This is a genomic window from Streptomyces pratensis (assembly GCF_016804005.1).
Classification (GTDB): Bacteria; Actinomycetota; Actinomycetes; order Streptomycetales; family Streptomycetaceae; genus Streptomyces; species Streptomyces pratensis_A.
In genome coordinates this window covers 3,054,629-3,065,591 of record NZ_CP051486.1, presented here as the reverse complement: position 1 = coordinate 3,065,591, position 10,963 = coordinate 3,054,629, and the positions used below count along the sequence as shown (strand labels likewise).

At 69.1% G+C, this 10,963-nt stretch carries 13 protein-coding genes and 3 pseudogenes; 8 read left to right on the top strand and 8 right to left on the bottom strand.

The genetic code is table 11. The features are described from left to right. The first annotated feature begins 5 nt into the window (after positions 1–5). Positions 6–854 (top strand): formate dehydrogenase accessory sulfurtransferase FdhD, encoded by an 849-nt coding sequence (gene fdhD / locus HED23_RS13125; protein ID WP_203183594.1) that lies wholly within the window; start codon positions 6–8, stop codon positions 852–854. Positions 855–1,013: 159 nt separating this feature from the next. On the opposite strand, the gene HED23_RS13120 is transcribed toward fdhD, so the two are convergent. Together HED23_RS13120 and HED23_RS13115 are read right to left on the bottom strand one after the other, a co-directional pair. Further along, positions 1,014–1,223: a DUF397 domain-containing protein gene (locus HED23_RS13120; RefSeq protein WP_203183593.1), complete on the bottom strand. Its 210-nt coding sequence runs from the start codon at positions 1,221–1,223 to the stop codon at positions 1,014–1,016. Next, entirely contained in the window at positions 1,205–2,047 is an 843-nt protein-coding gene (locus HED23_RS13115; RefSeq protein WP_203183592.1) for a helix-turn-helix domain-containing protein, read from the bottom strand. The genes HED23_RS13120 and HED23_RS13115 overlap by 19 nt, the downstream gene beginning before the upstream one ends. A gap of 174 nt (positions 2,048–2,221) precedes the next feature. On the opposite strand from HED23_RS13115, the gene HED23_RS13110 reads away from it, so the two are divergent. The 5 genes and pseudogenes from HED23_RS13110 to HED23_RS35040 form a co-directional block, all read left to right on the top strand. Continuing rightward, on the top strand, positions 2,222–2,509 hold the full coding sequence (locus HED23_RS13110) for a hypothetical protein (protein WP_203183591.1): 288 nt from the start codon (positions 2,222–2,224) through the stop codon (positions 2,507–2,509). A 68-nt stretch (positions 2,510–2,577) separates the two neighbouring features. Beyond that, positions 2,578–2,787 carry a hypothetical protein gene (locus HED23_RS13105; protein ID WP_238442264.1) on the top strand — a complete coding sequence of 70 codons (210 nt, stop codon included), beginning with the start codon at positions 2,578–2,580 and terminating at the stop codon, positions 2,785–2,787. Positions 2,788–2,880: 93 nt separating this feature from the next. Then, positions 2,881–3,030, top strand: a pseudogene (locus HED23_RS35045) (MMPL family transporter); the annotation flags it as partial. A 214-nt stretch (positions 3,031–3,244) separates the two neighbouring features. Then, the gene (locus HED23_RS13095) at positions 3,245–3,862 is read left to right on the top strand and encodes a hypothetical protein (RefSeq protein ID WP_203183589.1); all 618 of its coding nucleotides are present in this window, start codon (positions 3,245–3,247) and stop codon (positions 3,860–3,862) included. 272 nt (positions 3,863–4,134) lie between these two features. Continuing rightward, a pseudogene (locus tag HED23_RS35040) lies at positions 4,135–4,236 on the top strand (IS5/IS1182 family transposase); the annotation flags it as partial. 25 nt (positions 4,237–4,261) lie between these two features. On the opposite strand, the gene HED23_RS13085 reads toward HED23_RS35040, so the two are convergent. The 5 genes and pseudogenes from HED23_RS13085 to map all read right to left on the bottom strand — a co-directional run bounded on the left by HED23_RS13085 (position 4,262) and on the right by map (position 8,353). Next, entirely contained in the window at positions 4,262–6,091 is a 1,830-nt protein-coding gene (locus HED23_RS13085) for a DUF6924 domain-containing protein (protein WP_238441936.1), read from the bottom strand. 169 nt (positions 6,092–6,260) lie between these two features. Further along, a pseudogene (locus tag HED23_RS13080) lies at positions 6,261–6,434 on the bottom strand (integrase core domain-containing protein); the annotation flags it as partial. Positions 6,435–6,452: 18 nt separating this feature from the next. Continuing rightward, positions 6,453–6,743: a transposase gene (locus HED23_RS36040; RefSeq protein ID WP_203183585.1), complete on the bottom strand. Its 291-nt coding sequence runs from the start codon at positions 6,741–6,743 to the stop codon at positions 6,453–6,455. Positions 6,744–6,860: 117 nt separating this feature from the next. Continuing rightward, the gene (locus HED23_RS13070) at positions 6,861–7,409 is read right to left on the bottom strand and encodes a DinB family protein (RefSeq protein ID WP_203183584.1); all 549 of its coding nucleotides are present in this window, start codon (positions 7,407–7,409) and stop codon (positions 6,861–6,863) included. Positions 7,410–7,564: 155 nt separating this feature from the next. Beyond that, positions 7,565–8,353, bottom strand: a complete 789-nt coding sequence (gene map, locus HED23_RS13065) for a type I methionyl aminopeptidase (protein ID WP_203183583.1) — start codon at positions 8,351–8,353, stop codon at positions 7,565–7,567. A gap of 67 nt (positions 8,354–8,420) precedes the next feature. Between map and HED23_RS13060 the strand changes: the two genes are divergently transcribed. Further along, on the top strand, positions 8,421–8,723 hold the full coding sequence (locus HED23_RS13060; protein ID WP_203183582.1) for a helix-turn-helix domain-containing protein: 303 nt from the start codon (positions 8,421–8,423) through the stop codon (positions 8,721–8,723). A 184-nt stretch (positions 8,724–8,907) separates the two neighbouring features. Here HED23_RS13060 and HED23_RS13055 read toward each other — a convergent pair whose 3' ends face one another. Next, a complete protein-coding gene (locus HED23_RS13055) occupies positions 8,908–9,945 on the bottom strand; it encodes a bile acid:sodium symporter family protein (RefSeq protein WP_203183581.1) in 1,038 nt (345 codons plus the stop codon). Between the two features lie 115 nt (positions 9,946–10,060). Here HED23_RS13055 and HED23_RS13050 point away from each other — a divergent pair, with 115 nt between their 5' ends. After that, positions 10,061–10,954: a LysR substrate-binding domain-containing protein gene (locus HED23_RS13050; RefSeq protein WP_203183580.1), complete on the top strand. Its 894-nt coding sequence runs from the start codon at positions 10,061–10,063 to the stop codon at positions 10,952–10,954. The last annotated feature ends 9 nt before the right edge of the window (positions 10,955–10,963 follow it).

Sequence of the window (10,963 nt, the reverse complement as noted above, 5' to 3'; positions counted from 1 at the left end):
CGGCTATGGGACGGGTCACCGAGCGTCGCCGCACCATCCGCATCCGGGACGGGGTGGTCACGACCCGCCCCGACACCCTCGTCGCCGAGGAGCCCCTGGAGATACGGCTGAACGGCAAGCCGCTGGCCATCACGATGCGGACTCCAGGCGACGACTTCGCGCTCGCGGCGGGCTTCCTGGTGAGCGAGGGCGTGATCGGTGAGGGCTCCGAGGTCCAGTCGATCGTGTACTGCGCCGGGGCGACGGCCGACGGTGTGAACACGTACAACGTGGTGGACGTGAAGCTGGCCCCGGGCGTCGTGGTCCCCGACATCACTCTGGAGCGCAACGTCTACACCACGTCGTCGTGCGGACTGTGCGGCAAGGCGAGCCTCGACGCGGTCCGCACCACGACCCGCCACCCCGTCGCCGACACTCCCCCGGTCCGGGTGACACCCGCGCTGCTCGCCGCCCTCCCCGACCGGCTGCGCGAGGCTCAGCGGGTGTTCGACCGGACCGGGGGTCTGCACGCCGCTGCCCTGTTCTCACCGGAGGGCGAGCTGATGGACATCCGGGAGGACGTCGGCCGCCACAACGCGGTCGACAAGCTCGTGGGGCGCGCCCTGACGGACGACCGGCTGCCGCTCTCTCAGGCGATTCTGCTGGTGTCGGGGCGCGCATCCTTCGAATTGGCGCAGAAGGCGGTGATGGCGGGGATCCCGGTGCTCGCGGCGGTCTCGGCGCCGTCGTCGCTGGCCGTGGATCTCGCGGCCGAGAGCGGACTGACCCTCGTCGGCTTCCTGCGGGGGCAGTCCATGAACGTGTACGCGGGTGACCACCGCATCGCCCTCGAGGCGACGGTGGGCCAGGGCTGAGCCGGCCCGCCCGCTGCACGGGGCAGGGGTCCGGCCGGCGGGGAGCGCCCCCTGCGTCGGCCGGGCCTCTCCCGCACGCGTGTGTGCCGCGCGGCACATACGGCTACGGCCCCGTTGACCAGTCGCTGATCAACAGGGCCGCGTCATTCGCCTGGTACCTCAGATACTCAGCGCATCGTCCTTCAGGGCCGAGACGAACGACGCCCAGCCGTCCGCCGCGAACATGAGCGCGGGGCCGTGCGGGTTCTTGCTGTCACGTACGGGGACGACAGCTGCGAAGTCATCAGCGATCTCGATGCACGCGCCACCATCCTGGTTGCTGTAGCTGCTCTTGCGCCAGGTTGCGGCGCTCAGGTCGATGGATCGCACGACGGTTCCTCCAACATGCGCAGGACGAATTTTTGCGACTCGGCTGGGGAAAGCGCCAGGTCACGCGTCGCATCGTACGCACGTTGCATGCGCTCCACCGCAACGCTTTCCTCGTGGAGTTCCCCTCCGTAACCGTGTTCCGTATACGCCACAGTACGACTGTCCGGCAGTCGAAGAAACCAGACGTCAGTACTCGACAACCCGTGCAACCCGGCACTCTGCGGCAGCACTTGAAGGGTCAGGTTCGGCCGTTCCGACATCTCGGACAGATACTCCAGCTGCTCCCGCCACTCCTCCGCACTCCGCAATGCCGTCCGAAGAGCGGCCTCCGACAAGATCGTCCGGAAAGGCGGCGCGTCTTCTCCCTCCAGCAGGCTCCGCCGCCCCATCCGCGCCTCCACCTGCTGCGTCAGCCGTACCCCGCTGAGCCCGCCGGACGCCAGCAATTCCCGCGCATACCCCGGTGTCTGCAACAGCCCCGGCAGCACGCTCACCGCGAAGTGCCACAGACTCGTCGCCTCCGCCTCCAGCGCCATGTACCGCTGGTACCGCTCCTTGAACTGCGAATGGTCACTGATCGCCAGCTCCCACATGGCCAGCAGCAACCCCGGCGTTCCGTAGTACTGGTCGAGCGCCTGCACCACCTCCGGCCCGCCGACCGTCTCACCCTTCTCCATCTTCCCGAACAACGACCAGTCCCAGCCCAGCCGTTCACCGAGCTGCCGCAGGCTTTCGCCGCGCTCGGTACGCAGGTTCCGCAACTCCTCCGCGAACCGTGCACGTGGTTCCCTGCTGCGGCCCGTGACCGCTCGCCTCGTCGGCATCGTGTCCTCCGTGGAACATGTGGAACGTGCGGGACCTGCCGGAGAGGCACACCATTCCCTCGGTGTGTCGCGCCCCCGACCGGGCCATCCTCGTAATGACTTACTCACGCACCGTAGCCAAGGGCGTGTGGTCAGGCAGAGGAATCCGCAAAGCACAACCGAAGGAAGACACCGGTGACAGAGCAGTCGCAGAGGCCGGCCCTCCCCCGCAGGACACCCCAGGCAGGGTGCGCGGCAACGGCCAAGGTCCAAGAAGCCGTGGCCGCGCGCGACGACCTCGCCGCCGCACTGAGCGGCGCGGGTATCCAGCTGCCGGTGATGGATGTGCGTACGCCCTGGCCGGACACGGACGGCGGCGACGGCGCACGGCCCGCTCGCTACGCCCTCGTCCACCTCGGCGTCTGTTCCGCCCCCGTGGCACACGCGCTCGCGGCAGTGATCAGGAACGGAGCGTCGAGGTGACGGATGACGACACCCTCGGGGTCGGGACAGCCGTGCAGGACGGCGACAGCGGCCGGGTGGGCCTGGTGATGGGCCACGAAGGCCCGTACCTCCAGCTCCGCCCGCTGGACGGTGGCCGCGAGTGGGACGCGGACCCGTCCCGCCTCCGGCCGCTCGGCCCGGCCGAGTTGCTGAGCGCCCGCGTCGCCGAGGCCAACGCCCGCAGCCGCACCGGCCTCGGACTCGCCGACATACGAGGTGCCCCGCACCCCGGCCCGGCGGAGGACGGCGCACGGTGACACCCGGTGGGCGAACGCCGGAACACCCGCTGACCCCCACCTGTGCCGGGGTCGGCGCGAGCGCGGGGCGTGCAGGCAGTGCGGCTCGTCGCCGCCTTCGGACTCTCGATGGACTACGAGGTGTTCGTCACCGCCCGGATCAAGGAATTGCACGACCTGGGCCAGGACAACGCGTCCGCGGTGGTCAACGGCCTGGGGCACACCGGACGCATCGTCAGCGCGGCGGCCACCGATGTGGCCCTCGTGGCAGCTGATCGGCGGCGTGCGGTTCCGGGTCCGCACCGGCATCCCGGGCTGGCCCTGTCCGCCGAGTACAGGCCCTGGGGCCGGGTGCGCGACCTGTTCGCCGGTGGCAGCGGGACGGCACCTGGCATCAGATCTCCACCGCACTCCGGGCCCAGGCCGACGCGACAGAGCTGATCACTTATCAGTTGACCGGTTCGACAGAATGCCTGGCATGGGTACAGACATAAGCGGCTTCGTCGAATACCGGGCCCCACAGGGTGGTCAGGAGCCGCCTTGGCACACCGCACACGACCTCGACTCCTTTTACGAGGGCCGCAATTACGATGCGTTCGGTTGCCTCTTCGGGGTCCGCAACTACGCGAACTTCCGCCCCATGGCCGCAGGCAGGGGTCTGCCCGCCGATGCCTCGGCCACCGTGGGTGCGCGGTTCGCGCAGCTGGCCGAGTGGTGCGGCGAAAGCGGTTTGCACGGCACCACATGGATCACATGGGCCGAGGTGAAGACGGTCGACTGGGACGAGCCCGCGGAGAAGCCCGACAGCCGGCTTCATCAGTACCGCCAGACCTCGAAAGGGCTCAGGATGACGGGCAAGTCCTCTTGGAGTCCCGCATTCGCCGAGGCCGTCGGTCTGGAAAGAGGTGAAGAGCGGGAGTGGCCCGAAGGAAGTGAGTGGCTCATCGGGGACACGCTCTACAGATCAGTCACCCTCCGCCGCAGGGACGCCGTCACCGAACCCGGCGAGTGGCAACCCGTCTGGGCAGCCATGAAGACACTCGGGGCACGGCACGGTGATGACAACGTGCGTCTCGTCGTGTGGTTCGACGACTGAGCAGTAGCCTGCGACCACGCGTAGCTGGGCCACCGTCCGAATCATCTCGTCGGCCAGATGAAGCGACGGCGAGGTGGACGGTGAGGGTCCGTCTTCGGGTGCCGCCCCGCGCAGGCGCAGATGGGCAAAGCTGATCCCCGATAGACCCCCCGACCGGCCTCGCGGTGTCGCCGCGAACACGCAAAGGCCACGCTGCATACGCGTTTTCGCAGATGGGCGGCGGGCGGGACGTTCGACCGGATGCTGCGGGCCGCTCAGGCGAAGGCGGACGCTGCCGCCTGAAGCAATGGCGCGGCATCGCTACCCGCTACGACAAGACCGCCCAGTCCTACGAAGCGGCCGTCACCCTCGCATCACTCCTGATGTGGGCGTGACATTTGACGACAGAACCTGCCAAGGTCAGAAGCCCCGGAAGACACCGTTGTCGGCGGCGTTCTCGAAGTCCTGCCAATCCATGTTGGCGAGGGAGATATTGTTCTCGACCGACCACAGTTCTGAGGCGAGGACTCGGAGTTGGCCGTGCTCCGGCCTGGCCTCACCCTCCCCAGATTCGTCGTCCTCGTCGAAGAGCAGGAGGGCCAGCAGCGGCATCTCCGGCGCCGTGAGGGCGGTCTTATCGGCCACAATGAACAGATCGGTGTCCACCTCGCGTGCGGCCGACAGGATCTGTTCGGCCGTCAGGTCGCGATAGGCGAGATCATCCACTAGGTGGACGTTCGCGACGAAGCCGTCCTGGTTCGGTGTCATGACGGTCGTGAGCAGAGCTTGCCAAGCGGTCGGGTCGGAAAAGTCGGTGCGGATCAGCAGGGTCTCGTCTGTGTTCGGCAGGCTCTTCACGGGCCTTCCCTGTGCGGGCGGGTTCGTGGCGGCGGCGGGCTCGGCCACCGCCTCGCCGTCGCGCCAGACGACGGTGCCGTCGGCACGGCACAGGATCACTCCGCCCTCCTCGATACGCAGTTCGTCGGCCGGTCCGCCCAGCGTTGGGCGTTCGTCGCCGAGAACGCGCAGCATGCCGTCCTCGTCGAGTCGCAGTCCGGGCTCGGCCGCTTCGCCGAGGTGCACGTACCAGAGCCAGGTCTGGTCGGCCCCGAACAGAACGAGGCGGCGTTCGTCCCAGTGTCCGAGCACGGTGCTTCCGTCGGGGGAGGTGAGGGAGTGCCGTCCGAGCGTCTGTCCTCGGCGCAGCACGGCACCCCGCGGGGCGTCGGCCGTGGGGCCGTGGCATGCCGCGTGTGTGCCTGTTGACCACACCGACCGGCCTTCCACGTCACGCAGTTCGGCACGGCCGTCATCACCGACCACGAGCCGGCGGGCCCCCGAACCGGACGGGCCGGAACTCCACACCGGGACACCATGGGTGTTGCGGACCGAGAGGACACCGTCCTCGGAGAGCTCTGCCCATCCTCCGTCCACCCACCCCGTGCCGGTCGACCACACGGCACGACGCTCGGTGTGGCAGTACAGAGTCAGGTCCCCGTTGCCCTGATGAGCCAGTGTGTGCGTACCGGCGGGAGACGACAGGGACTGGTTGCGCAGGCGCCCTCCCACCTCCAACGCGGGCCCACCGTACGCGTAGGGCTCTCCCTGGGGGACCGGTCCATGCGGGCGTTGGGTGCCCTCGTGCCACAGGACGGTCCCGGCGGAGTCGACCAGGCACAGCATCAAGCCTTTGGATTTCGAACCACCCGCCAGGTGCCGGCGCCAGGTGAGCACGGTGTCTCCCTGCTCGAACCAGTCGACCAGCGGACGGGTCAGCGCGTAGCTCATACCTCCGCCCTTCCCGTACTCGCAGACCCGCAGCCATCCGTCCTGCTCGCGGACCACTGTCCGCCGCGTCTTCCCCTCCCTGACCAGATACGCATCCCGGGTGATGGCAGTCGCGGGCGCCGCGTCCCCGAGCGGCACAGGGTGGGTGAGTCCGGAGCGTATGTTGCCCAGACGGACGTGTGCGCGGTCCAGGAGTTCCAGCTCTCCGGCATCCGTGAGTATGAGGTACTGCGCCCCGGGCGCGGCGAAACCGGAGCGCCAGACCGTGTCGTCGTCCTCCCCGCCCTCGACGACGACCTCGTACCCGCGTCCGAGCAACAGCTGTCCAGCTGCGCCCGCACGCCAGACGACCTGACCGCGGTCGGTGTCCGTGACCACGGCGACACCCTCCGAGTCGCACCGCAGCACGAACCTCTCCGAGGGGGACGTCAGCTGGACATCAGGGTAAAGACGTTCGAACATGGGCAGTTCACGCACAGGAACCCTCTTCTCCTACCGGGCGGCGCCAGGTCATGGTGGCGTCGGTGAAGCGGATTCTGCCGGACGGCTCTGACAACAGGCCTACGTGGCCCGTCGGCTCCCGCTCTCATACTGAGCTGCCCCGAGTTTCGTAGAGTCCGGTGGTCGTGGTTCAGGCGGACTGCGGGGTCTGCTCCTTGCTTCGCCAGAAGGCTCCCTCGTACTCGGCGGGCGGAACGTAGTCGAGCGCGGAGTGAAGACGTTCTTCGTTGTGCCAGGTGATCCATTGGAAGATCGCCCGTTCGACCTCGTCGACGTTTTTCCAGGGGCCCTGCATCTCTATGAGTTCGGCCTCGAAGGCCGTTCAGCGCCTCGGCCATCTCGTTGTCATACGAGTCCGCGACCGACCCGACGGGGCCCGCAGCATCCGGTCGAACGTCCCGTCCGCCGCCCATCTGCGAAAACGCGTATGCAGCGTGGCCCACGGACCGTAGCGGTCGGGCACATCCCGCCAGGCCGTGCCGGTCCGGAACTTCCACACGATCCCGTTCAGGACCCTGCGGTCGTCCAGCCGCTTCCGCCCTCGCAATGACTCGGGCAGCAACGGCCGGACGAACTCCCATTCAGCTTCGGACAGTTCATGGCGACGTATCACGACACCATGATCCACCAGCGATGATCATTTGAAGAGACGGCCTGGTGGCGGCGGTGGAGGCGCGGTCCTCCGGCCGGCGAACGGCTCGACCGCCGTGCCGGCCGGCGTTCCCTCTGCTCAGCCCTGTTGCTTCTCCGACTGCGGCTTCGAGGCCGCCCGGATCAGCTGCAGCTGCCCGATCTCAGCGACGTTCTTCATCAGCTCGGCGTTCAGCCAGGCGATCATGTGCCCGACGGTGTTGTCCGGCGGGGTCTGCCACGGGAGCGTGGAGGCGGCGTCCAGATCCGCGTCGGTGAGTTCGTCCAGGACCGCCACCCACCGGGTACGCAGATCATGCAGCCAGGCGACGGTCGCAGGACCGTCGCCCGGCCATGTGATGTCGGTGCGCTCACGGGGCGTACGTCCCCGCGCGTGATCGATCGCAGTGCTCCACCACCAGCCGATGTGCCAGCTCACCCAGCCGATGGTGGGAACGGGGACGGGGTCGGGCTCGGTATCGGCCCAGTCCGGCAGCCAGTTCCCGGCGGCGTCCGGGCGCACCGTCCACGTCAGGTCGGTGGGCTCCCACAGGAAGTCCTCGGGCGCGAGCCTCTCCAAGTGGTACGTGAACAGCGACCAGGTCATGTCGAACTGCCAGCGCAGTAGCTCACGGCGGGAATTGCTCATCGCTCGATCCTCGCATGCCGCCGGGCCGGCACATCTCGACCTCGACCGCCCCACCGGTAAGGGCGAGGTCCCTGAACAGCAATCGGAGCGCGAGCGGTACGGGCCACCTCGATGTCGCACGAGCGCACCGCAACTGGTGCAGGAACGCCGGGGTTTCAGCCCTGCGGCTTCAACGGCTGAGGCAGCGTGAGGATTTCGGCTCCGTCCTCGGTGATGGCGATCGTGTGCTCACTGTGTGCCGTCCGGCATCCCGTCGCGCTCCGGAGCGTCCACCCGTCGGCGTCGGTGACGAGTACGGCGGTGTCCGCCATGACCCACGGCTCCAGCGCCAGCAGCAGCCCGGGGCGCAGCTTGTATCCACGGCCGGGACGGCCGGTGTTCGCGACGTGCGGGTCCTGATGCATCGTCGACCCGATGCCATGCCCCCCGAATTCGGTGTTGATCTCGTATCCGGCCTGGCTGAGGACCGTGCCGATCGCGTGGGAGATGTCGCCGATTCGAGCTCCGGGTCCGGCGGCGGCGATCCCCGCAGCCAGCGCCCGTTCGGTTGTTTCGATCATCGCGACGCTCTCCGCGGGCTGGGCGTTGCCCACGACGAAGCTGATGGCGGCGTCCGCTGCGACTCCACGCTTGGAGACGGCAAGGTCGAGTGTGAGCAGATCGCCGTCGGCGAGCGTGTAGTTGTGGGGCCGCCCGTGGAGCACGGCATCGTTGACGGCCGTGCAGATGTAGTGGCCGAACGGGCCGCGCCCGAAGGACGGCGCGTAGTCGACGTAGCAGGACAGCGCCCCCGCCTCGGCGATCATGGCCTTGGCCCACCGGTCGATGTCCAGGAGATTCGTGCCGACCGTGCTCCGGCCCTTCAGTGTCTGCAGGATGTGCGCGACCAGGGCGCCGGTGTCCTTCGCGCGGGCCAGCAGGGCGGGGTTCAGGATCTCGATCATGTGCCACTTTTCCTCATGGAACCAACAACTATACCGGTCAAACTATACCGGTACTAGAATCGGTGCCATGGTCAGACTGCCGCTCACTCCCGCAGAGGTCGCACGCGGCCAGCGCCTCGGCTCCCTCCTTCGCCGGGCACGGGGAGAACGCTCGATGCTCGAGATCGCGCTCGACGCACGCGTGTCTCCTGAGACGCTCAGGAAGATCGAGTCGGGCCGCGTGGCCACCCCCGCCTTCCCGACCATCGCGGCGATCGCCGATGTCCTCGGCCTCTCCCTCGACGCGGTGTGGGCAGAGATCAGCCGCTCCGACGGTGATGTCGGAGCGGCGAACGCCGATCACTACGCGGGTGAGCGGCTGACCGCGTAGGCCTTCACCCCGAGGCCGCGTGGAGGATTCGGGGCGGGCCTGACGCGGACGCGCGTCGCGGCCCGGAGCGACGCGCTCGCAGCTCCGGTCCGAGCCGGGGCCTTCCCGTCACCAGGCAGTCGTCGACGCCCCACGCCCCACCGCGCTCGCGCTGAGGAGCGGCGGCGGCGCCGGCCACCGGCGCTCAGTTCAGCGCATCGGCCGGAACAGACCTGGCGTCGGCCTCACTGCTCGGCAGCGGGTCGCGCGAGCGGCGCTTCGCGATCACCGCGCAGACCATCAGCTGCATCTGGTGGAAGAGCATGAGCGGCAGCACCGCGAGACTGGCGTGCGCGCCGAACAGGACGCTGGCCATGGGCAGCCCGGCCGCCAGGCTCTTCTTGGACCCGGCGAACTGGATGGCGATCCGGTCCTCGCGCCCGAAGCCCAGCCGCTTCGACCCGTACCAGCTCACGGTGAGCATGAGGGCCAGCAGTACGGCCTCGGCTCCGAGCAGCGCGCCGAGCCGGAGCGGGGTGACCTGGTTCCAGATCCCGGCCACCACGCCCTCGCTGAAGGCCGTGTAGACGACGAGCAGGATCGAGCCGCGGTCGACGTAGCCCAGCACCTTGCGGTGGCGGCTGATGAAACCTCCGACCCAGCGGCGCAGCAGCTGCCCCGCGAGGAAGGGTGCCAGCAGCTGGAGGACGATCTTCAGCAGGGAGTCCGCGGAGAACCCTCCCCCGCTCCCGCCGAGCAGCGCGGCAGCCAGCAGCGGGGTCAGCAGGATCCCGGCGATGCTGGAGAAGGAGCCGGCGCAGATGGCGGCAGGCACGTTGCCGCGGGCCATCGAGGTGAAGGCGATCGACGACTGGATGGTCGAGGGCACCAGGCACAGGAAGAGGAAGCCGTCCTGCAGCTGGGGGGTCAGCACGTAGGGCACCAGCCCGTGGCTGGCGAGCCCGAACAGCGGGAACACCATGAAGGTGCAGGCCAGGACGGTGAGGTGGAGACGCCAGTGCTTCAGACCGTCGAGCGCCTCGGCGGTCGAGAGCCGCGCTCCGTAGAGGAAGAAGAGCAGGGCCACGGCTCCGGTCGACGCCCCGCCCGCCACCTCTGCGCCGGTCCCGGACACCGGCAGCAGTGCCGCGAGTACCACCGTGCCGATCAGCGCCAGGATGTAGGGGTCGACCGGCAGCCATGACGGCAGCGCGGGGATACGGCGGCTCGTGCGGCGGCTCATGTGCTCCGTGCTCTCTCGGTGGGGTCGTGCCCTCCCCATCGTGCTCCCTCACACCGCGATCGGGAATCCAGCACACCGAACTGACTGTCATCACGAATCGCGATAACCTCGCCCCATGTACGACCCCGTCCAGCTCCGCACCTTCCTGGCCGTCGCCCAGACCCTCAGCTTCACCCAGGCGGCACGGCGGCTGGGCGTCCGGCAGTCGACGGTCAGCCAGCACGTGCGGCGGCTGGAGTCCGAAGCCGGACGCCAGCTGTTCATCCGCGACACCCACCGGGTCGACCTCACCCAGGACGGCGAGGCCATGCTGGGCTTCGCCCGGACGATCCTGCAGGCCAACGAGCGGGCGGCGGCATTCTTCACGGGGACGCGGCTGCGCGGGCGGCTGCGTTTCGGCGCCTCCGAGGACTTCGTGCTGACCCGGCTGCCGGAGATCCTGGAGTCGTTCCGGCGGGAGCACCCGGAGGTCGAGCTGGAGCTGACGGTGGAGCTGTCCGGCGCCCTGCACAGGCAGCTCGCGGCGGGCCGGCTCGATCTGGTGCTGGCGAAGCGCCGCACCGGGGACACCCACGGTGAGCTCGTCTGGCAGGACACCCTGACGTGGATCGGCGCCCCGCAGCTGCGGATCGATCCCGAGCGCCCGCTCCCGCTGATCGCCTTCCCGCCCCCCGGCATCACCAGGGCTCGCGCCCTGGAGGTATTGGAGGAGCACGGCAGGTCCTGGCGGTTCGCGTGTACGAGTGCGAGCCTGAGCGCACTCGTCGCTGCGGCCCGCGCGGGCCTGGGGGTGATGGCGCACACCCGGGGGCTCATCCCCCCGGGGCTCGTGCCGGTGCCGTCCCGGGCAGGTCTGCCGGATCTGGGCGATGTGGATTTCGTGCTGCTGCACGGGCGGCGCAGGGACACCGCCCAGGAGGCTGCGGACGCCCTCGCGGCGGCGATCCTGGCGGGCGGTGACCGCCTGCACCGCGGCCCGGTCGCGCCTTCACTCCCGGACCCCGCGTAAGTGCTGCGT

Bases quoted from the DNA above. Each gene is read 5' to 3' on its own strand.
- fdhD (WP_203183594.1), top strand. From the start codon at position 6: ATGGGACGGGTCACCGAGCGTCGCCGCACCATCCGCATCCGGGACGGG.
- HED23_RS13115 (WP_203183592.1), bottom strand. From the start codon at position 2,047: ATGCCGACGAGGCGAGCGGTCACGGGCCGCAGCAGGGAACCACGTGCA.
- HED23_RS13105 (WP_238442264.1), top strand. From the start codon at position 2,578: ATGGGCCACGAAGGCCCGTACCTCCAGCTCCGCCCGCTGGACGGTGGC.
- HED23_RS13095 (WP_203183589.1), top strand. From the start codon at position 3,245: ATGGGTACAGACATAAGCGGCTTCGTCGAATACCGGGCCCCACAGGGT.
- HED23_RS13085 (WP_238441936.1), bottom strand. From the start codon at position 6,091: ATGTTCGAACGTCTTTACCCTGATGTCCAGCTGACGTCCCCCTCGGAG.
- HED23_RS13070 (WP_203183584.1), bottom strand. From the start codon at position 7,409: ATGAGCAATTCCCGCCGTGAGCTACTGCGCTGGCAGTTCGACATGACC.
- map (WP_203183583.1), bottom strand. From the start codon at position 8,353: ATGATCGAGATCCTGAACCCCGCCCTGCTGGCCCGCGCGAAGGACACC.
- HED23_RS13060 (WP_203183582.1), top strand. From the start codon at position 8,421: ATGGTCAGACTGCCGCTCACTCCCGCAGAGGTCGCACGCGGCCAGCGC.
- HED23_RS13055 (WP_203183581.1), bottom strand. From the start codon at position 9,945: ATGAGCCGCCGCACGAGCCGCCGTATCCCCGCGCTGCCGTCATGGCTG.
- HED23_RS13050 (WP_203183580.1), top strand. From the start codon at position 10,061: ATGTACGACCCCGTCCAGCTCCGCACCTTCCTGGCCGTCGCCCAGACC.